This is a genomic window from Streptomyces sp. NBC_01264, assembly GCF_026340675.1.
Lineage (GTDB): Bacteria > Actinomycetota > Actinomycetes > Streptomycetales > Streptomycetaceae > Streptomyces.
In genome coordinates this window covers 342379-366971 of the sequence record NZ_JAPEOX010000001.1, presented here as the reverse complement: position 1 = coordinate 366971, position 24593 = coordinate 342379, and the positions used below count along the sequence as shown (strand labels likewise).

Here is a 24593-nt window from a genome sequence, read left to right as displayed (position 1 = left end):
GCGTCTCGCTGAACACCGGAGGTGGAGGGGGCCTTGCCTCGGCAACCAGCCGTGGATGAGGGGTCTCACCCAGTGGATGCCGCGTCCGCCTCCGCGTCGGTGCCGACCGGGCCGCGGGGAAGCATCCGGTCCAGCCACCTCGGCAGCCACCAGTTGGTCCGGCCGAGGAGTGTCATGGTCGCCGGAACCAGCACCATGCGTACGACAGTGGCGTCGATGAAGATCGCGGTGGCCAGGCCGAGCCCGAACATCTTGGTGGAAGGGTCCTCGGCGACGGCGAAGGACAGGAAGACCGCCACCATGATGAGGGCGGCCGAGGTGATGATCCGGGCGGTGCCCGAGATGCCCTCGACGATCGCCGTGGCGTTGTCGCCGGTGCGCAGGTACTCCTCGCGTACGCGGGAGAGGAGGAACACCTCGTAGTCCATCGACAGGCCGAACAGGATGGCGAAGAGGAACATCGGGATGAACGACACGATCGGAACCGTCGCTTCCAGCCCGATGAGCGCACCGCCCCAGCCCCACTGGAAGACCGCGACCATGACCCCGTAGCCCGCGCCGATGCTCAGCAGGTTCAGCAGTACCGCCTTGAGCGGTACGACGACCGAGCGGAAGACCAGCATCAGCAGCAGGAACGACATCGCCAGCACGGCGGCGACGAGCACCGGCAGGCGTTGGCTGGTGCGTCGGCCCACATCGGACAGGCTCGCGGTGGCGCCGCCGACGTGGGCCCTGGCCGGGCCCTGCCCGATGGCCGTGGGCAACACGCCGGTGCGCAGCCGGGCGATGGTGTCGGCCGTGGCCTTGTCCTGAGGGCTGGTGGTCGGGAACACCACGAGGGTCGCGATGCCAGTGGCCCGATCGATGTGCGTCGGCGCGACGGAGGCGATGCCCGGATCCGCCGCGACCGCCCCGACGAGCCGGCCCAGCACTCCCGGATCACCGGCGGGGTCCGCGGCGATGACGAGGGGACCGTTGGTGCCCGGGCCGAACCCCTTGGCGACGAGGTCGTAGGCGCGACGCTCAGTGCGGCTGTGGGGTTGTGAGCCGTCGTCGGGCAGGCCGACGCGCAGGCCGAGCACGGGCAGCGTCGCGGTCAGCAGCAGCCCCGCCGCACCGATCGCGTACAGCACCGGGTGCCGCCTGACGTGGCCGATCCAGCGCCGCCAACCGGTGGCGGGAGCGGCGCCCGCCACCGGGGCCCGCCGCCGTGCGCGTCGGCCCGGCTTCCAGGTCCGCAGAGCCCGGCCGATCCGGCCGGCCCGGGCCAGGCGTGGGCCGGCGGCGCCGAGGAAGGCCGGCAGAAGCGTCACCGACGCGACCACCATGGTCAGAACGACGATCGAGACGGCGAGCCCGCCCACCGTCATGAACGGCACGTTCGCGACCGCCAGACCGAGGATCGATACGACGACGACTCCGCCGGCGAAGACCACGGGCCTCCCCGCCGTGGCCACCGCTCGCCCCGCCGCCTCGTGGGGATCGAGCCCGCGCGCGAGGTACTCCCGGTGCCTGGCGAGCACGAACAGCGCGTAGTCGATGCCCACTCCGAGCCCGACCATGCTGCCCAGGACGGGGGCGAAGGTCGGGACGTCCGTCACCCCCGCCAGTACCGTCATCGTGGCGACCCCGATGGTCAGACCGAAGACCGCCATGCCGATCGGCAGCGCGGCGGCGACGAGCGAACCGAACGCCAGGAACAGGATCGCGGCCGCGGCGAGGAGGCCGATCAGCTCGCTCGCGCCGCCGTCGGGGTCGGAGAAGGCGTAGAAGAGGTTGCCGCCCATCTCGATGCGCAGGGGCAGCTCGGCGCGCAACCGGTCGCCGAGAGCGACGAGGGCGTCGAGGTCCTTGGCCGACAGCCGGCTCTGGTCGGGATACTGCACGCGGACGACCGCGATCCGCCCGTCGGCCGAGACGAGTCCGCCGCGCACGGCGGTGTCCCCGCGTGCGTCGAGTGCCCCCGCCGGGTCGCTCGTACCGAGCACGTGCGGCAGCCGCTCGACCTCGGACTGCAGCCGCGTGAGAGCGGTGCGCGCGCCGCCGTGGTCGAAGAACGTCGCACCGCCGTCGAGGGGGGTGACGACCACTTGGGCGGTCATCCCCTCCTGGCCGGTGCCGGCCCGCTCGATCAGTTCCGCGGCCCGTTGGGAGTCCAGCCCCGGAGCGGTCATCGAGTCCGCGGTCCGCCCGCCGAAGGCGATCGCGGCGAGGACGGCGAGCGTGGCGGCGATCAGCCATGCCGCGATCACCCGCCAGGGACGGCGGGCGGCGCTTGTGCCCAGGCGCAACAGGGTTTTCGAGAGCATCGGGTCCTCCAACCACCTCGGCGGCCGTCCGTGTAAGGCCGCCGATGCAAAGGCTCGTCGGCACGGCCCTCCGCGGCATCGGCCCGCGGGCCGCGGATCCATCGGCCCAGGGGCGGAGTGACGCCCCGTCCTTTCGGCCGATGCGCGGCACGCCGCGGTACCTAGGCTGAGGACCGTGCTACGAGACGACCTGCGAACCCTGTGGACCGAACCCCGGCCGCCCGACGCGCCCGCCCGGGTGTGGCGGGACTGGGCGTTGCTCGCCGTGGGCCTGGGCGGTGTGGTGCTGGAGGCCACCCTGCGCGAGAACGTGGTGTGGCGGCCGGTGGCGGTGGTGTTCGCCGTATGGCTGTGCCTGCTGCTCTTGTGGCGCCGGACCCGCCCCCTGGCGATGGTCAGGCTGGCGTTCGGCTCGGTGATCCTGCTTCAGGTGGCCTCGTTCGTCGCCGCACCGCGCGAGCCGGTCGGCCTGGACACCGGCGTGGTCGTGCTCGTGCTCGTGTACGCGCTGCCGCGGTGGGGATCGGGACGGGAGATCGTGCTCGGCGGCGCGGTGATCCTCGCGGCCTGCACCCTGGTGACCGTCACGGACGACACCCGGGTCGTCGAAAAGGTCGCGGGCCTGGCCTTTTTGCTGCTCAACGGCGTGGTCGGGGCCGCCGTGCGGTTCCGGGTGACCGCTCGCGAAAGGCAGTTGGACCAGGTGCGCTCCCGCGAGCGCGAGCAGCTTGCCCGGGAACTGCACGACACGGTGGCCCACCACGTGTCGGCCATGGTGATCATGGCCCAGGCGGGCCGGGTGCTCGCGGGCACGGACCCGTCCGCCGCGGTCGCGGCGCTGGAGGGGGTCGAGGAGGAAGGGGCGCGCACGCTGGAGGAGATGCGCGCCATGGTCGCCACCCTGCGGGACCGCGGCGCCGGCGCCGAGCTGGCGCCGCCTGGCGGCGTCGCGGATCTGGAGCGCCTGGTGCGGGCCCCGGGCGGCCGTCTCAGGGTGGTCCTGGGGCTCGACGGTGAACTGGACGCGCTGCCCCCGGCCGTGGACGCGGCCGTCTACCGGATCGTGCAGGAGTCGGTGACCAACGCGATGCGCCACGCGGTCGAGGCGACCGAGGTCGTCGTCCGGGTCGCCGCGGAACGGCACACGGTACGGGTGAGCGTGCGCGACAACGGCCAATGCACCGGCCGAGGCCGTGCCGGATACGGACTTGCCGGACTGCGCGAGCGCGCTACCCTGCTCGGCGGCGAACTACGAGCCGGTCCCGGCGCCGACCAGGGCTGGCATGTCGAAGCCGAACTGCCGAGAGGGAGGACCGAGAGCGGTGCCCATACGCGTCCTCGTCGCTGACGACCAGACCATCATCCGCACCGGGCTGCGGATCATGCTGAACGCCCAGCCCGGCATCGAGGTCATCGGCGAGGCCGCCGACGGACAGGAATCGGTACGCCTGGCCCGCGAACTGCGCCCCGACGTCTGCCTGTTCGACATCCGCATGCCCGTGATCGACGGGCTCGAGGCCACCCGGCTGGTCGCCGGCCCGGGCGTCGCCGACCCGCTGGCCGTGGTGGTCATCACCACCTTCGACCTCGACGAGTACGTCTACGGCGCGCTGCGTGCGGGCGCCCGCGGATTCCTCCTCAAAGACACGGGACCGGACCTTCTGGCGCAGGCCGTACGGTCGGCGTCCGACGGTGAGGCGCTCATTGCCCCCAGCGTCACCGTCCGTCTGCTCCAGACCTTCGCCGACCTGCCCGCCGGCCGGCCCCTGGCCCAGCCGCTCTCTCCCGTCACCGCCCGCGAGGAGCAGGTGCTCCTGACCGTCGCGCGCGGGCTGACCAACACCGAGATCGCCGATGCGCTGCACATCAGCCTCAGCACGGTGAAGACCCATCTGGCCAGCCTGATGGCCAAACTCGGGGCCCGAAACCGGGTCGAGATCGCGATGTGGGCCTACGAAACGCGCCGCATCCTCCCCGGAACCTGAGCCGGCTGCCGGGCGATGTCCCATGAGAGCCTGACGACTTACGAGGCCGGCTCCGAAGTGGCTGCTGTTCTGTGTGCCTGCGTCCGGATCTTCTTCGGAGTGCGAAGCCGAGCGGGCGGTGGCCACAGTCGGTCGTAGGGCAGGGCGCTCACGTCACCAGGTGCAGCGATGTTCCAGCGATGCCCAGCCGTACGCTCTGGCCCCAGGTCAGCTCCAGCGCATCGCTCTCCATGCCGTCGCCGAACACCACGATCCGGTCCGACTCCACGGTCAGCCGCAATCCCTGACCCCGCCCCAGCTCGCCGGCGACCCTCGTCGTACCGGTTGCGGGAGAGGGCCAGGCCTCCCGCACGAACCACAGGAGCCGCCGCTCGCAGGGTGCGGGCAGCCCGGCCGAGCTGCCGCGCTCCAGCCACAGGGAACGCAGCCAGCCGGTGGCGCCCGTGCCCGTACCCACCAGCACGCCGGAGGACGCCTGGGCCTCACCCGGACCGTCGTCACCTTCGGAGCCCAGGCGGTAGCGGGCCGTCTGGTGACCGTGTGAGCCGAGGTAGATCTCGTTCAGGGCGAGAAGGCGCTGGGTGTCGTCGGCGACGGCCTCGACCATGGTCAGCTCCTCTGCCCGGCCTCCGCCGGCGATCGCCGCCCGCAGCAGCGCGGCCGTGTCGGCGCAGCGGTGACGGACCAGGACTCCCGGGTTTCGCCCCGGGTCGGTGTCGATGCCCACCACCGGCTGTCCGCGCAGGTACTTGGCGGTATTGGCGACCAGGCCGTCCTGGCCGACCACGACCACCACGTCCTCCGGGGCGAACAGGAAGCGGTCCAGGTCCGCCCGCTCCACCCGGGAGCTGCGCCAGGTGAGAGGCACCGCCGCCGCGACCTCCCGCAGGGCCTGCCGCGTGCGTTCGTGGCGGCGGACCACCTCGTCGATCGACCGGCCCCGGCTGGAAAGGAAGAAGGCGGCCTGCCCGTGCGTTCCGTGCCGGGCGAGCAGTTCCTCGTACTCGGTTCTGCGGTGCACGAGCACCGCCCTCGGGGCCAGGCTCACGCGCCCGCGCCGCCTTCCGGCCGGCCGAGCTTGGCGAGGAGCCCGGTGAGGACGTCGGGCGAGAGCGTGATGCTCTCGATCCGCGGCAGGTTCTCCGCCAGGCGGGTCGCCGCCAGGGCGTGCAGCGTGCCCGGACCGGCCTCGTCGTGCACGCGCAGCCAGGCTGCCTGAACCTCGGCGTGCGCCGCGCCCGTCTCGCGCGCCGCCTCGGCGTCCGCACGGGCCAGGCAGACCTTGCGGGACGCCTCGGTCTCGGTCCGGATGCCGTCCGACGCCGCCTTCTCCTCGGCCTCGCGGCGGGCATTGGTGCCGCGCTGGTCGATCAACTGTTCTTCGCGCCGGGCCAGTTCGATCTGACTGGCCAACTCGTTCTCGGCGATGGCCCGCTCGCGCTCGACGGCGACAGCCCGCCTTTCGTAGGTGGCCCGGTCGGCCTCCTGCTGGATCTGCTCGCGGGCCGGGGTGCGCAGTGCGCGCTCCACCTCGGCCTCGGGGCGGATCGCCACGACCCGTACGGCCACTACGTCGATGCCGGTGGCCGGGAGTCTGGGCTCGGCGGCGAGACCGTCGGTGACGCTCGCCCGTACGGAGGCGACGCCGTCCACCAGGGCGACGGCCAGCGGAGTCCGGGCCAGTACGTCCAGCGTGTGCTGCTGCGCGGTTTCGGTGAGGAGCGTGGCGATCTGTTCCAAGGGGGCTCCGCGCCAGCTCCCGGTGTCCGGGTCGACGGAGAAGTCGAGTCGGGCCGCGGCTTCGGCCGGGTCGCTGATCCGGTAGGTGACGGTGGCCTGCACGGCGACGTCCTGGAAGTCGGACGTACGGGCGTGGAACGCCATGGCCAGCTCCCGGTCGTCGACCGGGACTTCGGACAGCGCCGCCGAGAGCGACCGGTACCAGAAACTGAGTCCCAGCCCGTCGTGGACGAGTCGGCCGCGCTTGTGGTGGCGGATGTGAGTGGTGGGCGCGGAGCGCAGATGACGCCAGCCGAAGCGCCGGGTGATGTCGGCCATGGAGAACCCCCTTCATTTCGTCAATACGACGATAACGAGAGACGATCATATCGTCAAGAAGACGAAAAGGGGAGTGCCGAGGAACTTTCGTGGCCTCGTTTGACTTCATGTGCGGTTGAAGTTGTTCCGTTGCCCGGTGGACATACATGACGACTCCGTGGAACCCGCTGTTGCTGTCGATGACCTGCCCGGTACGGGTACCTGGCGTGAGCTCTTCGGGCGGCGGCATCGGGCGGCATCCCTGCTGGTGGCAGGTGTGATGCTGCTGGACGGCACCAGCATGTGGGTGACCACCAGCCTCCTGTCGACCGTGGTGGAGGACATCGGTGGGCGGCGGTTCTATGCGTGGGCGACGACCGTGTTCATGGTCGCTTCGGTGGCGGGAGCGATGCTCGTGGGGCCGGTCTCGGCCCGGCGGGGCGGGCGCGGGGCCTACTGGGTGGGGCTCGGGGCGTTCGTTGTGGGCATGCTGACAGCGGCGGCGGCTCCGTTGATGGAGGTGCTGCTGGCCGGACGGCTCGTCCAGGGCTTCGGTGTCGGTCTCCTCTACGGACTGGCCTTCGTCACGGTACGGACGGCCTTGCCGCGGCACTTGTGGGCGCGGGGTACGAGCCTGGTCTCGGCGGCGATGGCTGTCGGGTTCTTCCTCGGTCCGGCCATCGGAGGGGTCTTCGCCCAGTTCGGTGCCTGGCGCTCGGCGTTCCTGCTGGTCACGGTGCTGACGCTGCCGTTCGTGGTACTGGTCGCCCGCTCGCTGCCGACCGGCACCGGCACCGGCGCGGGCGGCGGAGGGAGTGCGGGAACGCTGCCGGTGGTGTCGCTGGCCTTGATGACGGGCGCGGCTGCGCTGATCAGTGTGGCGGGTGTGTTCTCCGATGCGCGTGTCACCGCTGGGGCCATCGTCGTGGCCCTGGGCCTGGTGGTGGTCTTCCTGCGGGTGGAGAAGCGCGGCCGGGGGCCGCGGGTGCTGCCGGCCGCCGTGCACCGGCCGGGAGCGCCGCTGCGGCGCCTGTACCTGCTCCGGGCCCTGATGACCGCGGCAGCCGCTCTGGAGGCGTTCATCTCCCTGTTCGGCGAGCGGCTGGGCGGCCTGTCCCCGCTGGCGGCCGGCTTCCTGGGGACGACGCTGTCGCTGGGCTGGTGCGGCACTCAGGTCGCCGTCTCCGGAGCCCGGCCCTCGACCCTGGCCCGCCTCTGCCGCGTCGGCCCGTTCGCGCTGACCGGTGGGCTGGTCGTGGCGGCGATCGCGCGGCGGGAGCACGGGGGCACCTGGACGGTCCTGGTATGGGCCGCGGCCTACCTCGTGGCCGGCGCCGGGGTCGGCATGGCCATGCTCCATCTGTCGACCTCCGTCCTCGGCGCCGTGGACGACCCCGAGGAGGCGACGAAGGCGTCCGCCGCCCTGAACACGATCGGCCAGTTCGCGTTCGCCTTCGGCTCGGCCCTTGCCGGCGCCCTGATCAACCTGGGCTTCCCCTCCATGCTCCGCTCGGCGCGCTACACCCTCGCCGCCCGCATCGAGCAGCTCACCCGCCTGCGTGAACTCCTCGACGACTGCACCGGCTGCGGCTGCCTGTCCCTGGACCGGTGCGCCGCCGCCAACCCCACCGACCGCCTGGGCGACCTCGGCGCCGGCCCTCGCCGCCTCCTCGTCGACCGCTTCCTGGACCCGTCAACCGGACGCCCCCTCATGTGAACGCGGCGGGCAGCCGGCCGGTCCGGGCGAGTCGTGATCGCCCCGCATGGCAGGAGTCACATCCTCCGTTTAGCGTAATGCGGGGGTAGCGTGCCGATGCGAGGAGATCCTGCATGGCTGTCACCGGTGAGCCCGCCGCACAGACCGACGAGCCGGGCGCCCGCCGCCGGCGTGCTGAGTCCGTCGATCATCCGTCGCACCGATGGTGGGTACTGGGCGTCATAGGGCTGGCGCAGCTCATGGTGGTCCTCGACGCGACGATCGTGAACATCGCGCTGCCCTCCGCCCAGGCCGACCTCGGTTTCAGCGACGGCAACCGGCAGTGGATCGTCACCGCCTACGCGCTGGCGTTCGGCTCCCTCCTGCTCCTTGGGGGCCGCGTCGCCGACCTCGTCGGGCGCAAGCGCGTCTTCCTCATCGGCCTGGTCGGCTTCGCCCTGGCCTCCGCGCTCGGTGGCGCCGCCACCAGCTTCGGCATGCTGGTGGCGGCCCGCGCCCTGCAGGGCGTCTTTGGCGCGCTGCTCGCGCCCGCCGCGCTGTCGCTTCTGACCACCACCTTCACCGACCCCAAGGAGCGGGCGAAGGCCTTCGGCATCTACGGTGCGATCGCCGGCGCGGGCGGTGCGGTGGGTCTGCTCCTGGGCGGGCTGCTCACCGAGTACCTGGACTGGCGCTGGTGTCTCTACGTCAACCTCATCATCGCCGTCGTCGCCTTCGCGGGCGCTGTCCGGCTGCTCCAGCCCGGCGCACCGGCCGACCGGCCCAAACTCGACGTCCCCGGCACGGTCCTGGTCTCCGCGGGCCTGTTCTGCGTCGTGTACGGATTCTCCAACGCGGAAACGCACAGCTGGAGTTCGGTGCAGACCTGGGGCTTCCTGGCCGTCGGCGCGATCCTGCTCGCCGCGTTCGCCTGGTGGCAGCCCCGGGCCGAACACCCCTTGCTGCCCCTGCGCGTGATCCTCGACCGCGACCGGGGAGCCTCGTTCCTCGCGATGTTCATCTCCGGCGCGGGCATGTTCGGCGTCTTCCTGTTCCTGACCTACTACCTCCAGCAGTCCCTCCACTACACGCCGGTCAGGACCGGCTTGGCCTTCCTCCCGATGGTCGCGGTGATGGTCGTCACCTCGGTGATCACCACCAACATCCTGGTGCCGCGGTTCGGCGCCAAGCCCATCGTGCCCACCGGCATGGGACTTGCGGCGGCCGGCATGGTCTGGATGACCCAGCTCGACCTCACCAGCTCCTACGTACCGCACGTCCTGTTCCCGCTGCTCGTCATGGGCCTGGGCCTGGGCCTGATCTTCGCACCGGGCATGAGCCTGGCCACCTCCGGAGTCGCGGCGCAGGACGCGGGCGTCGCGTCCGCGATGGTCAACACCAGCCAGCAGGTCGGCGGCTCGATCGGAACGGCCTTGCTCAACACCCTCGCCACCAGCTCCGCGACCCACTACCTGACCGGCAGGAGGCCGACCCCCGACGCCCTGGCACAGGCCCAACTGCACAGCTACTCCACCGCCTACTGGTGGTCCGCCGGGTTCTTCGCCGTGGGCCTGCTCGTCACCTTCGTCCTGTACCGGCGGGGCGCGCCCCGACCCCACCCCGTCGACGAGGGTGCGACCCCGGTCGTCCACGTGTGAGCTCCCCGGGAGGGCCGGCGCGGCTGTTCACGGCGTGCGCAGGGCGAGGGCCGCGCAGTGGCCGGCCGGGACCAGGACGTCGCTCAGAGTCCACCCCGGCAGACGGGCCGGTTCGGGGCCCGAACCGACGTAGTCCGCGGCCGGATTCTCCGAGAGGCCGACCCCCAGGCCCTTGAGGTAGGCCTCCTTGCGGGTCCAGACCCGGGTGAAGGCCGCCGAGCGGTCACCGGGGGAGAGGGCCGCCAGTTCGGCGGCCTCCCGCGGGTGCAGGACGTCGGCCAGCTCCGGGATGGTGCGGGGCGCCACCAGCTCCTCGACGTCCACTCCGACCGGGGCCGTCGCGAACGCGAGCAGACTGATGCCGGTGCAGTGGGAGAGCGAGAAGTGCAGGGCCCCGCCCGGGAGTACGGGGCGTCCGTGCGGCTCTTCGCAGTGCGCGCACGGAGCGCGCTCGACGACGACCTCGCGCGGGACGATGCCCAGATACGCACCGAGCAGCCGCCGCAGCGCGACGTGCGCGCAGACGTACGCGTCGCGGTCGGCGGCCTGGACGAACTCGGCCGCGCGGGCCAGTTCCTGGGCGTCCAGGGTGCCGGGGGCGTGCCGGGCGGCGTGCACGCGGTAGTCCGTCGTGTCCACGAGCCACAGCTGCGGGCTCGCGGCCACCAGGACGGCCTGCGCCGGGCCGGGGTCCGACAGCCTTTCCGGGAGCAGGAGCTGCCGGGTCAGTACGGACATGGGGAACCTCCTCAGGCGGCCGCGGGGACGGGAAGCTGCTCCACCGGCGCCGGCTCCTCGGCCCGTGCGGGGTGGCGCAGGGCCAGTACCGCCGCCACCGGGGAGACGAAGGCGATCGCACCGCACAGCAGCCACGTGGTCTGGATGCCGAGGACGAGGGAGAGCGAGCTGAAGACGGCGATGGAGATGGGGGCGGTGCCGATTCCGGCCAGGGCGAGGGTGGACATCGCCGCGCCCATCCGGTCCTCGGGGGCCGACTGCTGGTACAGGGTGACGATCGCGGGGCCGTTGAGGCCGGACAGCAGACCCACCCCGGCCGCGACGGCGGTGAGCGAGACCACGGACGGCATCAGGGCCATCACGAGGATTCCGGCGGCGAGCCCGGCGCCGGTGACGACGAGGCGTACGAACATCGGAATCCGGTGCGCCATCGCGGCGCCCACCGCGCTGGAGCCGAGGGCGCCCACACTGAAGGCGGCCAGGACCACGCCGACCGCGCTCACGCCCCAGCCGCGTTCGGAGACGAGCAGCGGCAGCGCCACCTCCGCCGGCCAGCTGAAGGCCAGGTCGAGGCAGAGGGCGGCGACGAACATCCAGCGCAGCCGGGGGTGGGCGGCGAGCAGCCGGAAGCCGTCACCGGAGCGCTTGACCAGGGAGACGCCGGGCTCCGGCTTCGGGCGGACGAAGCCGTGGGTGACGTGGAGCAGGCAGCCGAGCCAGATCGCCCCGGTGACGGCGCCGACCAGCATCGCCAGCCACAGCTCCCCGACGCTGATCAGGAGCGCTCCGGCCGGCGATCCGAGGATGGGCGCGACGCGCAGCACCATCGAGTAGAGGGAGTTCGCGCGGGCCAGCTGGTCGCCGCGGGCGAACATCGGGAGCAGGACGCCGGACGCCGGCCCGGCGAGGCCCAGGAGGATCCCCTCGATCAGCGCGATCAGCACCAGCGGCCACAGCTGGTGCGCCGTCGCGGTGACGGCGGCGCCCGCGGCCAGCAGCACGACGCGGGCGGCCGTGGTGCGCAGCAGGATGAAGCGCGGCCCGAGGGTGTCGGCCACCGCCCCGCCGAAGATCAGCATCAGGGCGCGGGGCACGGTGGCGGCGAGCATCAGCAAGGTGACCGCGCGGGTCCCGCCCAGCTCGACGGCGGTCCAGTTCATGGCGATGAGCAGGGCGAAGCTGCCGAGCTGCACGGAAGCCTGGCCGCCGACGAGGGAGCCGACCCGGCCCCACTGGACCGGTTGGCCGGGCCGGGGAGCCTGCTCTACGGGGGTGTCCATGGTGCACCTGTTCTCTGTGGGAGGGGTGGGGTGGTTCATCGGTATTCGCCGTACTGATCTCGGTGCTGATCGCCGTGGTGGTGCTGCCCGGCCAGGGCGACGGCCACGGCGCGCCGTGCGGCGTTCGCCAGGTCGAAGCCGCGGGGGACGCCGCCGTACGTACGCAGTTCCAGGCGGCCCCCGAGGTGGCCGAGGCCGGCCGCTCCGAGCGCCCGGTACGCGGCCGTGGCCGCGGTGGCGGTGGCGGCCGGTCCCGCCGGGGGGACCGCGGCCGCGCTGACCCCTGGTACCTCCGAGAGCCACAGACGGGCCCGGACGCACGCCACCCGCCGACGCCGCCCGGACGGCCCCGTGAGCGGGCCGCCCGGGACGGGCCGCAGGGCGGCCCGACGGGATGCGGGACCGGATCCCCGACCGGATCCCCGACCGGATCCCCGACCGGAAGCCGGACCGGAAGCCGGACCGGCGACGGTGGGAAGGGCTGCCCGGACCGGACCGACCGGCCTCATGACAGGCTCCCGAGCGCGACGGCCGCCACGGTCCCCGTCACCGGGGCTTCGGGGGACCACAGGTCGGTCGGGTCCAGATCGGCGACGCGGTACTTCCCGAGGGCGCTGACCAGCAGCCGCAGCTCCAGCGCCAAGGCCTCGGCCAGCCGGACCAGCCCTGCCTCCGGGTCCTCGTCCACCGCCAGCAGCGCCGCCCGGCCCAGGCCCACCGCGGTGGCGCCCAGGGCCAGGGCCCGTGTCGCCCGGCCGCCCTCCCAGATCCGGCCCGTGGCCAGCAGGTCCCCGGCCGGCCGGCCGATCCGGCGCAGGCACTCCCCGAGCGGCAGCCCCACCTGGTCGAGGAAGACCCGCGGGGCCCAGCCGGTGCCGCCCTCGGCGCCGTCCACCGTCACCGCGTCGGCGCCCGCGGCCCAGGCGGTGGCGGTGGCCGCCGCGATGTCCCGGCCCGGGTGGAACTTCACCCAGGTACGTGCCAGCGGGAAGTTGTTCCGCATGAACCGCAGTTGCTGGCGGACGATCTCCTCGGTGAAGGTGCCGGGCGTCGCACACCTCAGCCGCCTGCCGTCGGCCCCATCGGCTTGGCCCAGGAGGTCCCGTACGGTGAACCGCCCGGCCAGCCGCTCGGCTTCCGCCGCGCCCACCACGGTCATTCCGCCGAGCCCGGGCTTGGCGCCCTGACCCACCTTGAGTTCGAAGCCGAGCCGGCCCGAGTCGCGCAGCACCCGGGTTCCCGGGTCGCTGTAGAGCAGGTTCCAGACCTCGGAGTCGGCGTCCTCGGTGGACTGCTGCACGACGACCCCGCCGACCCCGTCCGGGAGGGACTCGGCATAGGCGGCGATCCGTTCCAGCAGGGCGGAGCGGGTGGCGCCGCCCTCGCCACCGCCGCGGGCGTAGCCGTGCACCGGCACCATGTTCTCGCCGATCACCATGGGGATCCCGAGCCGCGCCGCCTGCCGGCCGGCCGCCACCCCGAGGTCGCCGCTGCCGGCGCGGGTGGAGCCGAACGCCGAGAGGTACAGCGGCAGTCGGGCGGTGAAGCCGCCGATCGGGGTGGCCAGGTCCACGTCCTCGTACGAGGGCTCGCGGCCCAGGTCGATCAGCTTCTCCAGCCGCCGCGGCATGAACACCGGCGGCACGATCCGCAGCGCGTCCAACGCGTCGGGGACGCCCTCCGGGGACGCGGCCCCGAAGAGCTCGGCCCCGTAGCCGTCCGCCGCCGGGAAGACCTCGGCCCTGCCCGTACGGGCCCTGGCCCGGACCGCCCGCTCCGGGAATCCCGGCGCACCCAGGGAGCTCACGGCGCGATCACCCCCGGCAGCTTCGGGTAGGCGCTGACCTGCCACAGGGCGTCGAGTCCGGTCAGGAACCGCACGAGGCGCTGCAGCCCCATGCCGAAGCCGGCGCTGGGCTCGATGCCCTCACGGGCCAGTTCCAGGTACCAGGCGTACTTGGCCGGGTTCTCGCCGCTCTCCCGCATCCGGGTCACGATCGCCGCGTAGCGCGATTCCCGCTCGCTGCCGCTGACCAGCTCGCCGAATCCGCCGTGCGCGATGAGGTCGAAGTTGCGGAGCACACCCGGGCGTTCGGGGTCCTCACGGTCGTAGAAGCCGCGCGAGCCCTTCGGGTAGTCGTCGATGAAGAACGGCCGGTCGGCCTCCAGGGAGAGCACCTTCTCGCCCTCCCAGTCGATCTCCGCGTCCGGGCTCTGCGGGTGACCCCGGCCGATCAGCCGGGCCACCGCCTCCTCGTGCGTGCAGGAGTCGAACTTCCCCGACCGCAGTTCGGCGAAGTCCAGCTCCTCCCGGCCCAGTTCGCGCAGAACCTCGGGGACGGCCGTCCACACGTGATCGACCACGCTGGTCAGCAGGCCGGCCGCGATCTCCTGGGCGTCGGCCCGGCTGCCACCGGCCATCTCCACGTCGATCTGGTGGAACTCCACCAGGTGGCGGCCCGTGCCCGCGGTCTCGGGGGGCTCCACCCGGACGTTCGGGGCGATGTAGAAGAGACGCGGAAAACCCTTCAGGGAGGCCTGCTTGTAGAGGATCGCGCTCGTCATCAGCTTGTACGGCTGCCCGTAGTAGTCGACGTCCAGCGCCTTCGCGCCGCGTCCGCCCGGGTCGGTGACCGGGCCCACCAGGGGCGGCAGTAGTTCCACGAAGCCCTCGCCGCGCAGGAACTGCCGCGCCGCGTACAGGGCTTCCTGCTGGACGATCATCGCGGAGCGGAGCTGCGGCGAGCGCAGGTGCTCACCCAGCGGGGGAGGGGTCGAGAGGCTCATGTCGGGTCCTGCTCCTGTTCGTGGTCGTGGTCGTGTTCTTGTTCGTGGTGAACGGGGTGCGGATGCAGGGCTCCGGGCGTTCCCCGGCCGGAGCGGCTCACGCGGGGGCCCGGGCCGCCCGGGTACCCGCCCGGGCTCCGCCACCGCCCCCGGAGCCGATGGGCGCCGACAGGCCGTCGTACTGGGAGGCCACCCGGCCCAGCGCCGCCAGCAGTCCGTCCGAGGTCATCGACGTTACGGAGGACCGCACATGACCACCCGTCATGCGATGGGGGGTGACCGGCATCGCGCCCGTCTCGGACCAGCGCAGCCGCCCTCCCGCGTCGACGAAGCTGCGCGAGCGCCCGGCGTTGTCCGGGTGGAGGCAGTACGGGACGTCCAGGACCCCCCGCGCGAAGGCGGCCCGCAGGGCCCTCCCCAGGTCTTCGCCCAGTTCGAGGACGGCCTCCACGAAGGCCAGGGCCTCCCGGTAGACCTCGCTGTCCGCCGGCCGGGCCGCCTCGCGCGGGGGCCCGGTCAGCGCCGCCGTCGCCGCGGCCGTCTCCAGGGCGCGGACGTTCTCCAGCACGCTGGGGATCCGGTGCGCCTCGGCGGCCGTCTTGACGATCAGCCGCTGCGCCCCCGAGGTCACGGCCAGCCGTGCCGAGGCCTCCAGCAGTCGGGTGGCACCGCGCTCGGTGTGCGGGAAGACGCCCATGTAGGTGTAGAGGACGACGTGCCGGTCCACCCCCGCGGGCAGGAACTCCGCGGCGAGCCGGTGCAGGGCCCGCACCGCCTCCGCGTCCTGCACGGGGTCGGTCTGCTGCGCGTAGCTGAGGGACACGCTGCGGATGCCGTGCCGGGTGAAGAACAGTGCCTCCAGCAGGCTGATGGCGACCAGCAGCCCGGGCGGGCAGAGCTGGCCGAGCATGCAGCCGCCGAAACTCTCGACGTGGGCCACCCGCGGCGCCCGGACGAGCGAGGCGAGCAGTTCGCAGCAGTGCGCCCAGTTCTCCACGGACTCGGCGAGCGGGGTCCGCCCGTAGGGCAGGCAGTACGAGACCGGTCCTCCCTCGGTGGCGTCCAGCCCGGCGGCGGCCAGCGACCGGACGATCGCCTCCGGCCGCGATGAGCCGTGCCGTACCTGGACGGGGAACCCGGCGTCGAGCACGCCGGCGAGGAGTCCGCGGGTGAGCTCGGTGGAGTGGGTGGCGATCGGGTAGCCGTTGAGCGGGATGCCCTCCGCGAGGGCGTCGCGCGCCGCGGCGTGGTCGCCGACCCGGGTGTAGCTGTCGATGGTGAGGGTGCCGACGGTGGTGGCCACGGCGGCTTTGGTGCGTTCCAGGCCGGCCCGCATGCGCCGCGGGTCGCCGAACCCCATCCGGGGCTGGACGACCAGTTGTCCGGAGGCGGCGGCTCCCGCGACGAACGCGCCGAAGGAGGCCGCGGAGGCCGCGGAGGCCGCAGAGGCGGACGGGAGGTGCGTGTCCGGGGCGGTCGCGTCCGGTGCGACCGGGTCGGTGGCGGCCACGTCCGGTGCGGCGAGCGTGGCGGCGGTCATGCGACGGCCAGCGAGGTGGCCCCGAGGGAGGCGAGGAAGGACTTCAGGGCTTCGACGTCGCCGTCGTCGAAGACGGCGTCGAAGCCCGCGTCGAGGAGCCGTGCACGCTGCTCGGGGTCGGCCGTGCCGGCCACGCCGAGCTTGCCGCCGATGACGACGGGAAGGGTCAGGCCGCTCCGGCGGAGCGCACGTACCGCGCTCAGTCCGTCCCGGTATCCGTGCCCGTTGACGCTGCTGATGACCACGAGGCCGGGCTCCTCGGCGGCGCAGGCCGCCGTCAGCAGCTCGTCCGTCACACAGGGACCCAGATTGCGGACCGGGTGCCCGAGCTCCTCCAGGAGCAGCTGCAGATAGACCAGGTTCCACGTGTGGGAATCCGAGGCCGTACCCGTGAGAAGGGTGTTCACATTCCGTCGTCGCATACGGATGAATATAGAAAGCTGCAGGCCTGCCGAGGGGAAGTTGGACCGGCAGTTCAGCGGCATCGAAAGCATCGCTCGGGATGCGTTCGGGAAAAGCGGAAAACCGCGCCCCGCGATGCGGGACACGGTTTTCCTGGAACTGTTTTACGGTGCCGCCCGCACAGGGGTCAGGCGTACTGCGCGACCAGGCTCCTGGGGCGGATGTCCGTCCAGTTACGCTCCACGTAGTCGAGGGCGTCCGCTCGCGTGCCGGCGCCCCAGACCACGTCCCAGCCTGCGGGAACGTCGGCGAAGACGGGCCACAGGGCGTGCTGCCCCTCGGTGTTGACCACGACGTGGAACGTGCCCTCGGTGTCGTCGAAAGGATTGGTCATGACAGGCTCCTCAATTTCTCGGAAAGAATACGGCCGATCAGGGCGAGCGGTTCGGGTTCACCCATTCTGGTGTGCGGGACCCCGATGATGTGATTCTCGACGCTGCCCTCCACATAGGGAATCCAGTGCTGCGCGAGAGTGTTTTCCGTTTCCCCGTCCTCGATGGCCGCCAGGAACAGCATGTCGGTGGCGACCGGGCGCGGGGCGTACAGGTTCATGATTTCGGCGTGGTTGATGGAGGCTCCGATCACGGAGCGGATCTCCCCGTCCGAGAAGGCCCCGAGCACCGGGTCCTTGAGCCGTACGAGGCCGATCAGGGCGTCCACGTCGAACGGCGCGTCGGCCGGCTCGTCCGAGGCGTCACCGACCAGCATGTCCCGCTTCTGCGCCGGGGTCATCGCGCGCCGCACCGGTTCGGTGGGCAGCAGGTGGACGTCCATCATCGCCAGCAGCTCGGTGCGCTCCCCGAGTTCGGCCAGGCGTACGGCGAGGGCGTGGGCCACCGTGCCGCCGAAGGACCACCCCAGGAAGCGGTACGGGCCCTGCGGCTGGACCTCCCGGATCAGCGGGAGGTAGTCCGCCACCATCTCCTCCACGGAGGCGGGGGAGTGGCCCAGCTCGCTCAGCGCCCGTGCCTGGATCGCGTACAGCGGCTGGTCCGGCCCGAGGTGCTGGGCGAGGCCGGCGTACGGCCAGCCGACCCCGGTTCCCGGGTGGATGCAGAACAGCGGCGGCCGCGTCCCGCGGGTGCTCAGCGGAAGCACCACGCCCATCGGGTCGAAGCCGCTGGGCTCGTCGCCCAGCAGTCCCGCGACGGTGGGGGTGCGGAACAGGTCCCGGACCCCGCGCTCCAGCCCGAGCACGGTGCGCATCCGGCTCACCAGCCGGACCCCGAGCAGTGAATGCCCGCCCAGGCCGAAGAAGTTGTCGTCGATGCCGACCCCCTCCACGCCCAGCACCTCGGCGAACAGGGCGCACAGCACCTCCTCGCGCGGATTGCGCGGGGGCCGCCCGGCGGGGCGCGCGGCGAGGGCGGGTGCCGGCAGGGCCTTGCGGTCCGGCTTGCCGTTGACGGTGAGCGGAATGGAGTCGAGCAGCACCGCCGCCGAAGGGACCATGTGCTCGGGGAGCTCGTCCGCCGCCCAGCGCAGCAGCGCCTCGTCCGTCAGGCCGTGGCCCGCGCGGGGCACGGCGTACGCGACGAGCCGCTTGCCGCCGGGGCCGTCCTCGAAGACGACCACCGCGACCTGCCCGACGCCGGGGTGCCGGGCCAGCGTCGCCTCGATCTCCCCGGGCTCGATGCGGAAGCCGCGCAGTTTGATCTGGCCGTCGGCCCGCCCCACGAACCGCAGTTCGCCCTCGGGCGTCCAGTGCACGAGGTCGCCCGTGCGGTACATCCGGCCGCCGTCGGCGGCGAACGGGTCGGCGACGAACCGCTCGGCCGTCAGCCCCGGCCGCCCGAGGTACCCGCGGGCCACCTGGGTTCCGGCGATGTACATCTCGCCGGCCACCCCGATCGGGACCGGGCGGAGCCGCTCGTCGAGGACGTGGACCCGGGTGTTGTCCAGGGCCGCGCCCAGGAACACGCCGGGGAACGTGCGCCGTCCCGCCGGGATCCGCTGCTGGTGCGAGGCGAAGGTCGTCTCGGTCGGGCCGTACGAGTGGACGAGCACGGTGTCCGGGCAGTGGTCCAGGACCCGCTGGAGGGCGCTCGGGGAGGCCACGTCACCGCCGGTCCAGACCTCGTCGAGGAGCTTGAGGGTGTCCAGGCCCTCGTCGGCCATGATGTGGAAGAGGCCCATGGTGAAGTAGGCCGCGCTGACGCCGTAGGTACGGACCGTGTGGTCGAGCTCCGCCACGTCGGTGCCGTCGCCGGGGGCGATGACCAACTGGCCGCCGTTCAGCAGCGGCACCCACAGCTCGTAGGTGGAGGCGTCGAAGCCGATCGCCGAATGGACCAGCATCCGGCGGTGGTTGGCACGGTTCCAGCAGCGGTCGGTGACCAGTTCCACCACGTTGCGGTGGGTGACGCCGACACCCTTGGGACGACCGGTGGACCCCGAGGTGAACATCACGTACATCAGCGCGTCCTCGCCGACGGTGATCCCCGGATCGGATCCGTCGCCGTCACGGTCCGCTGCGAGGTCCGCGGCCAGCACCGTGACCCCGGCCGCCGCCTCCTGGACCACGGCGGGCCGCTCCAGGTGCGATCCCTGCGTCAGGATCACCCGCCCCGCCACGTCCTCCATGACCATGCGCACCCGTGCGTCGGGCAGCCGCGGGTCCAGCGGCACGTAGGCGGCCCCGCACTTGAGCACGGCGAGCGCCGCCACCAGCAGGTCCGGGGTGCGGTCCATCAGGACGCCGACCGCCCCGTCCCGGCCCACGCCGGCCGCCAGCATCCGGTGCGCGAGGGCGTTGGCGCGGGCGTCGAGGGCCGCGTAGGTCAGGGTCTCCTCCTCGTACGAGACCGCGATCCGGTCCGGGGTGCGGCGGGCCTGGGCGGCGAACCGCTCGTGCACCAGCCCGCAGGCCTCCCGCGGGGTCGCCGTGTCGTTGTACTCGGTGACCAGGCGGAACTCCTCCTCGGCCGAGAGCAGGGGGATGTCCCCGATGCGCTGCCGGGGGTCCTCGGCGACGGCCCGCAGCGTGCGGGCCAGGTGCGCCGCCAACTGGGCCGCCGTCCCCTCGTCGTAGAGGTCCGTCGCGTACTCCAGTACGCCCTCCAGCCCGTCCGGTGCCCCGTCCTCCGCGCGGGTCTCGCGCAGCGACACGGTCAGGTCGAACTTCGTGAAGCCGGAGGCCGTCCCCAGCGGGGTCCCGGCCAGGGCCGCGTCCGCCGGAGCCGGCGCCTCCGCGGGATGGACCTGCACCATGACCTGCACCAGGGGGTGGTGGGCGGTGGAGCGCGCCGGGTTGAGCTGCTCCACCACCAGGTCGAAGGGGAGGTCCTGGTGGGCGTACGCGGCGAGGTCGGTCTCCTTGACCCGCTCCAGCAGGTCCGCGAACCGGGGGTCGCCGGAGGTGTCGCAGCGCAGCACCAGCGTGTTGACGAAGAAGCCGACCAGATCGTTCAGCGCCTCGTCGTCGCGTCCCGCCACGACCGTGCCCAGCGGCAGATCGGTGCCCGCGCCGTGCCGGGTCAGCGTGGCCGCCAGGGCCGCCTGGACCACCATGAACACGGAGGCGCCGTGCTCCAGGGCGAGGCGCTCCAGCAGGGCGTGCGTGGTGCGGTCCAGGGCGAGCGGGGTCGCCGCGCCCCGGTGGGTGGCCTCCGCGGGCCGCGTGGTCGCCGCCGTCAGTTCGAGGACCGGGGGAGCCCCGGCCAGGGCCTCCTTCCAGTGCGCGATGTGCCCGGCGGCGCCCTCGCCGTCGAGGGCGGCCCGCTCCCACAGGGTGTAGTCCGTGTACTGCACGGGGAGCGGCGACCAGCCGGGAGCCCGCCCGTCCTGCCGGGCCGCGTACGCGGCGGCCAGATCGGCCAGCAGCGGGCCGGTGGACCAGCCGTCGGCGGCGATGTGGTGGACGAGCAGCACCAGCACCTGCCCGCTCCCGCCCGGCTCCCTGCCTTCGTCCGTGTCCGCGGGGTCGATCAGCGTCGCCCGGAAGGGAAGGTCGGCCGACAGGTCGAAGACGTGCCCGGCCGCCGTGTCGACGGCCGCGTCCAGACCACCGGGGGGAGCCGAGACCTGCTCCAGCACCGGTCGCGCCGAGTCCAGCACCCGCTGGTACGGCTGCCCGTCCACCGCCGGGTACACCGTGCGCAGTACCTCGTGCCGCCCGGCCACGTCGGCGAGGGCCTCGGCCAGCACGGCCGCGTCGAGCGGCCGGTCCAGGAGCAGGGCGAAGGGGATGGTGTAGGAGCGGCTCGGTCCCTCCAGCTGATCGACGAACCACAGCCGGCGCTGGGCGTACGAGAGCGGTACCCGCTCCGGCCGGTCGGCGTCCGCCACCGGGACCAGGGGCGCCCGGCCGGTGCCCGCGCCGCCGTCCCGGGTGAGGCGCAGCGCCAGCCCGGCCGGCGTCGGAGCGAGGAACAGGTCGCGGATGCGGGCTTCCAGGCCGAGTACGGCACGGATCCGGTTCACCAGCCGTACGCCCATCATGGAATGGCCGCCGACCGAGAAGAAGTTGTCGTCCGGGGCCACCCGGTCGATGCCTATGACCTCGGCGAACAGTGCGCAGAGCACCCCTTCCGGGGCGGAGTCCCCGGCGGGCCGGTCCTGCGCGGCACGCATCGCCCGGGCCTCGGCCTCGGCCTCGGCGGCCCGGGCGAGGGCGACGCGGGCCCGGCGCTCGGCGAGGCCGCGCAGCTCCGCCTCGTCGAGCAGCGGGTTCGCGGAGGGCGGCCCGTACGGGTCGGCCGCGGCCCGGGCCAGGGCCCGTACGAACACGTCCAGCAGCAGCCGGGCCGTCTCCTCGTCGAAGAGGTCCGCCGCGTACTGCCACCACACCTCCAGCGTGCCGTCCGGCGCGGTGACGCAGGCGGCGCTGAGGTCGAACTTGGCCGCCGTCAGGCCCGGTTCCACGAACCGGCCGGTGAGCGCGCCGGCCGGCTCCTGGGTCCGCGCCTCCTGGGCGCCCTGCTGCTGGGCCGTCAGCATCACCTGGAAGAACGGGTTGACGGCGAGCGCGCGGTCCGGGGCGAGGTGTTCCACCAGCAGGTCGAAGGGTAGCTCCTGGTGGGCGTAGGCGGCCAGGTCCACGTCCCGCGCCCGGTCCACGAGCTCCGCGTACGGAACGTCGCCCGATACATCGGTACGCAGCACCAGGGTGTTCACGAAGAATCCCACCAGGCCGTCGAGGGCCTCGTCGCCACGGCCCGCGACCGGGGTCCCGACCGCGATGTCCTCTCCCGCGCCGACCGCGGCCAACGCCTGGGCGAGCGCGGGCTGGAGGAGCATCAGGAGGCTGGCGCCGCGTTCCTCGCCGAGCGCGGTGAGCCGCCCGAACGCCTCGGCGTCGAGCCGTGCGAGGAGATCACCGCCCCGCCCGGTCGGCTCGGTCGGCCGGGGCCGGTCGGCCGGCAGGTCCAGCACGGTCGGCATCCCCTCCAGGGCGGCCCGCCAGTGCTCCAGCAGCGCGGTCGGGTCCTCCAGCAGCTCGTGCTGCCACAGGGTGTAGTCGGCGTACTGCACCGGCAGCGGCTCCCAGCCGGGTGCGGCGCCGGCCGCTCTCGCCTCGTAGGCCCGGCCCAGGTCGCCGAGCAGCGGGCCCACCGACCAGCCGTCCGTGGCGATGTGGTGCGTCAGCAGGGCGAGGGTGGCCCCGCCGTCGCCCGTGGTGAACAGGGCTGCGCGGATCGGTAGTTCGCAGGAAAGGTCAAAGGTTCCGGCAGTGAATCGTGCGACCAGCGCGTCGAGTTCGCCGGGTCCGCACTCCCGCGCGGTGAGCGGGACCGGAAGCGGGTCCAGGACGTGCTGGTACGGCTCGGAGTCGACGGCCGGGTACACCGTGCGCAGCACCTCGTGGCGCTCCACGAGGTCGCCGAGGGCCGCCGCCAGCACCTCCCGGTCGGGGGCGGAGTCCAGCCGCAGGACCAGTGGCAGGTTGTAGGTCGTCGAGGGGCCCTCCAGCCCGGCCAGGAACCACAGCCTGCGCTGCGCGAAGGACAGCGGGATCCGGTCCTCGGCAGGCAGTACCTCCCCGTCGAACACCGCCTCGGAGGGCAGTCGTTCACCGGCGGACGCGATGCGCAGCAGTTTCCGGTCGATCTTGCCAGAGGAAGTGCGGGGCAGAGCCTCCACCAGGGCCAGGACCGACGGCACGGCGGCGGCGGGCAGGTGCTCCCGCACCCGGGCGCGCAACGCGTCGGCGTCCACCCCCGGGTCCGCGACGACGAAGGCGGCCAGCCGCTTCACGCCGTCCGCGGTCTCCTGCGGCACCACGGCGGCCTCACGGACCCCCGGGTGGGCGATGAGCACCGACTCCACGGACGCCGGGTCCACCCGGTGGCCGTTGATCTTGACCTCGTCGTCGGCCCGCCCCCGGAAGCCCAGCTGCCCGTCCTCCCGTACGAACACCACGTCACCGGTCCGGTACGCGCGCTCGGAACCCAGCACGGCGAAGCGCCGCCCGGTCAGCTCGGGCCGGCCGAGGTAGCCGAGGGCCAGGCCTCCGCCGAGCAGCCAGAGCTCACCGTCCACCACGGCCGCGCGCACCCCCGGCAGCGGCTCCCCGATCGGCACCGGGCCGCCCGGGTGCCGGGAGAGGTCCGCGACGGTGGCGACGACGGTGGCCTCGGTGGGGCCGTAGGTGTTGAGCAGCCGCACCCGGTCCGGGTCGACGGCCGCGCACCACTGCGCCACCCGTTCGGGCAGTGCCGCCTCGCCACCGATGACGACCGTGCGTACGGAGGAGGGGAGTTCGGCGATCCCGGCGGACAGGGCGTGGGTCAACTCGTGCCAGTAGGCCGTGGGGAGGTCCAGTACGGTCACACCGTGCGCGGCGCATCCCGCGAGCAGCCCGGGGACGTCCAGCATCTCCTCGTCGCGCAGGACGAGGGTGGCGCCGGCCCCCAGGGTCAGGAACACCTCCTCGACGCTCGCGTCGAAGTGCAGCGGCGCGAACTGCAGGACCCGGTCCTCGGCGGTGATGCCGTAGCGGACGGTCGCCCCGGCGGTGAAGTGGGCCAGGGCGTCCTGCCCGACCACCACCCCGTTGGGGGTCCCGGTCGAGCCGGAGGTGTAGATCACGTACGCGGCGTCCTGCGGGACGCCGGGACCGGGGAGGGTGAACTCGCCCTCCACAGGGCGCACTTCCTGCCCGGCGCAGTCCGCGAGGATGGCGGCCGTACGGGCGGCCGGGGCGGCGGGGTCCAGCGGCAGGTAGGCGGCGCCGGTCCGCAGGGCGGCCAGCAGCCCCACGACCGCGTCGATCCCGCGCGGCCGGTGCACGGCCACCAGCCGGCCGGGCCCGGCGCCCTCGGCGGCCAGCTCCTCGGCGCGGAACGCGACGGCGAGGGCGAGCTGCCCGTACGTCATCCGGCGCGCACCGTGCACCAGGGCGAGCCGCTCGGCGCCGGCGGCGACCCGGGCGTCGATCCGGTCGAGCACACGGGGCGCCGGGGTGATCGCCGGGCCGCCGTCCAGGACGGCGGAGGCGGTGGGGGCGGTCGAGGGCATCGCGGAGCCTCCAGGCGGGGGATGGGATGCGGAGCGGAGTCCGTGCCCCCAACCTAGACACCCCGCCCCACCCCTCCGGGCAGTCCCCGCGGCAGCTCCCCGCCACCCCTTCTGCCGCTGCGAACTGCCGGTCGCCGCCACCCGGCAACTCGGTTGCGAGGGGCCCGGTCACCCGGGCGAGAATGCCGGCATGAACCGGGAGGCGGACGAGGTCCGCGAAGCGATCGCGGCCGAGCTGCGCCTCATGGACCCCCGCGTGCGCGCATCGCGCTCCAAGGCCCGGGAGCTCCTCGACCCGGACTTCGTGGAGGTCGGCGCGTCGGGGCGGCGGTGGACGTACGAGGAGATGCTCGCCGCGTTGCCCGAACTGGCCGGTGCGGCGGAAGGAGGTCCGCGCCACGTGGCCTCGCACTTCACCGGCGTCGTACTGGCGCCCGGGCTGGTGCACCTCACGTACGAGACCACGCTGGACGGGAACCGGGCCCGCCGGAGCTCGCTCTGGCGCCGGCGGGGTGCGGCCGCGACGTGGCGGATGTACTACCACCAGGCCACACCCGTCCCGCCCGGCGGCAGCTGACGGTCGCGGAGAGGCCCTCCCCGGCAGGCTGCCGGGGAGGGCCTCACGAAGGGTCCGAAGGGCCTC

General features: G+C 73.2%; 17 protein-coding genes. 5 read left to right on the top strand and 12 right to left on the bottom strand.

The features are described from left to right. Positions 1-65: 65 nt before the first annotated feature. Positions 66-2309 (bottom strand): MMPL family transporter, encoded by a 2244-nt coding sequence (locus OG435_RS01695; RefSeq protein WP_266874896.1) that lies wholly within the window; start codon positions 2307-2309, stop codon positions 66-68. A gap of 175 nt (positions 2310-2484) precedes the next feature. On the opposite strand from OG435_RS01695, the gene OG435_RS01690 reads away from it, so the two are divergent. Together OG435_RS01690 and OG435_RS01685 are read left to right on the top strand one after the other, a co-directional pair. After that, complete coding sequence (locus OG435_RS01690; protein WP_266874895.1) at positions 2485-3657, top strand: sensor histidine kinase; 1173 nt, start codon at positions 2485-2487, stop codon at positions 3655-3657. Next, entirely contained in the window at positions 3632-4294 is a 663-nt protein-coding gene (locus OG435_RS01685) for a response regulator (RefSeq protein ID WP_266874894.1), read from the top strand. The genes OG435_RS01690 and OG435_RS01685 overlap by 26 nt, the downstream gene beginning before the upstream one ends. Before the next feature lie 148 nt (positions 4295-4442). Here the strand turns inward: OG435_RS01685 and OG435_RS01680 are convergent, their stop codons facing one another. Continuing rightward, positions 4443-5342: a hypothetical protein gene (locus OG435_RS01680; RefSeq protein ID WP_266874893.1), complete on the bottom strand. Its 900-nt coding sequence runs from the start codon at positions 5340-5342 to the stop codon at positions 4443-4445. Further along, the gene (locus OG435_RS01675) at positions 5339-6352 is read right to left on the bottom strand and encodes an SPFH domain-containing protein (protein WP_266874892.1); all 1014 of its coding nucleotides are present in this window, start codon (positions 6350-6352) and stop codon (positions 5339-5341) included. The genes OG435_RS01680 and OG435_RS01675 overlap by 4 nt, the downstream gene beginning before the upstream one ends. A gap of 136 nt (positions 6353-6488) precedes the next feature. Between OG435_RS01675 and OG435_RS01670 the strand changes: the two genes are divergently transcribed. Continuing rightward, entirely contained in the window at positions 6489-8048 is a 1560-nt protein-coding gene (locus OG435_RS01670; RefSeq protein ID WP_266874891.1) for an MFS transporter, read from the top strand. A gap of 113 nt (positions 8049-8161) precedes the next feature. Then, positions 8162-9685, top strand: coding sequence for an MFS transporter (locus tag OG435_RS01665; RefSeq protein ID WP_266874890.1), 1524 nt, complete (start codon positions 8162-8164; stop codon positions 9683-9685). Positions 9686-9712: 27 nt separating this feature from the next. On the opposite strand, the gene OG435_RS01660 is transcribed toward OG435_RS01665, so the two are convergent. From OG435_RS01660 to OG435_RS01620, 9 genes are all read right to left on the bottom strand, one after another. Next, positions 9713-10423: a 4'-phosphopantetheinyl transferase family protein gene (locus tag OG435_RS01660; protein ID WP_266874889.1), complete on the bottom strand. Its 711-nt coding sequence runs from the start codon at positions 10421-10423 to the stop codon at positions 9713-9715. A gap of 11 nt (positions 10424-10434) precedes the next feature. Next, on the bottom strand, positions 10435-11703 hold the full coding sequence (locus OG435_RS01655) for an MFS transporter (protein ID WP_266874888.1): 1269 nt from the start codon (positions 11701-11703) through the stop codon (positions 10435-10437). 35 nt (positions 11704-11738) lie between these two features. Further along, positions 11739-12029: a hypothetical protein gene (locus OG435_RS01650; protein WP_266874887.1), complete on the bottom strand. Its 291-nt coding sequence runs from the start codon at positions 12027-12029 to the stop codon at positions 11739-11741. 179 nt (positions 12030-12208) lie between these two features. Then, positions 12209-13510, bottom strand: coding sequence for a glutamate synthase-related protein (locus OG435_RS01645; protein ID WP_266874886.1), 1302 nt, complete (start codon positions 13508-13510; stop codon positions 12209-12211). After that, a complete protein-coding gene (locus tag OG435_RS01640) occupies positions 13507-14490 on the bottom strand; it encodes an asparagine synthetase A (RefSeq protein WP_266874885.1) in 984 nt (327 codons plus the stop codon). The genes OG435_RS01645 and OG435_RS01640 overlap by 4 nt, the downstream gene beginning before the upstream one ends. A 97-nt stretch (positions 14491-14587) precedes the next feature. Beyond that, on the bottom strand, positions 14588-16030 hold the full coding sequence (locus OG435_RS01635; protein WP_266874884.1) for a methylaspartate mutase: 1443 nt from the start codon (positions 16028-16030) through the stop codon (positions 14588-14590). Next, a complete protein-coding gene (locus OG435_RS01630) occupies positions 16027-16452 on the bottom strand; it encodes a cobalamin B12-binding domain-containing protein (RefSeq protein ID WP_266874883.1) in 426 nt (141 codons plus the stop codon). The genes OG435_RS01635 and OG435_RS01630 overlap by 4 nt, the downstream gene beginning before the upstream one ends. A 167-nt stretch (positions 16453-16619) precedes the next feature. Next, a complete protein-coding gene (locus OG435_RS01625; RefSeq protein WP_266874882.1) occupies positions 16620-16826 on the bottom strand; it encodes an MbtH family protein in 207 nt (68 codons plus the stop codon). Continuing rightward, a complete protein-coding gene (locus OG435_RS01620) occupies positions 16823-23950 on the bottom strand; it encodes a non-ribosomal peptide synthetase (protein ID WP_266874881.1) in 7128 nt (2375 codons plus the stop codon). The genes OG435_RS01625 and OG435_RS01620 overlap by 4 nt, the downstream gene beginning before the upstream one ends. 190 nt (positions 23951-24140) lie before the next feature. Between OG435_RS01620 and OG435_RS01615 the strand changes: the two genes are divergently transcribed. Further along, entirely contained in the window at positions 24141-24527 is a 387-nt protein-coding gene (locus tag OG435_RS01615) for a DUF4440 domain-containing protein (protein WP_266874880.1), read from the top strand. Positions 24528-24593: the final 66 nt, after the last annotated feature.

Coding starts and splice junctions, on each gene's coding strand:
- OG435_RS01695 (WP_266874896.1), bottom strand. CDS start 2,309: ATGCTCTCGAAAACCCTGTTGCGCCTGGGCACAAGCGCCGCCCGCCGT.
- OG435_RS01675 (WP_266874892.1), bottom strand. CDS start 6,352: ATGGCCGACATCACCCGGCGCTTCGGCTGGCGTCATCTGCGCTCCGCG.
- OG435_RS01665 (WP_266874890.1), top strand. CDS start 8,162: ATGGCTGTCACCGGTGAGCCCGCCGCACAGACCGACGAGCCGGGCGCC.
- OG435_RS01660 (WP_266874889.1), bottom strand. CDS start 10,423: ATGTCCGTACTGACCCGGCAGCTCCTGCTCCCGGAAAGGCTGTCGGAC.
- OG435_RS01655 (WP_266874888.1), bottom strand. CDS start 11,703: ATGGACACCCCCGTAGAGCAGGCTCCCCGGCCCGGCCAACCGGTCCAG.
- OG435_RS01640 (WP_266874885.1), bottom strand. CDS start 14,490: ATGAGCCTCTCGACCCCTCCCCCGCTGGGTGAGCACCTGCGCTCGCCG.
- OG435_RS01635 (WP_266874884.1), bottom strand. CDS start 16,030: ATGACCGCCGCCACGCTCGCCGCACCGGACGTGGCCGCCACCGACCCG.
- OG435_RS01630 (WP_266874883.1), bottom strand. CDS start 16,452: ATGCGACGACGGAATGTGAACACCCTTCTCACGGGTACGGCCTCGGAT.
- OG435_RS01625 (WP_266874882.1), bottom strand. CDS start 16,826: ATGACCAATCCTTTCGACGACACCGAGGGCACGTTCCACGTCGTGGTC.
- OG435_RS01620 (WP_266874881.1), bottom strand. CDS start 23,950: ATGCCCTCGACCGCCCCCACCGCCTCCGCCGTCCTGGACGGCGGCCCG.
- OG435_RS01615 (WP_266874880.1), top strand. CDS start 24,141: ATGAACCGGGAGGCGGACGAGGTCCGCGAAGCGATCGCGGCCGAGCTG.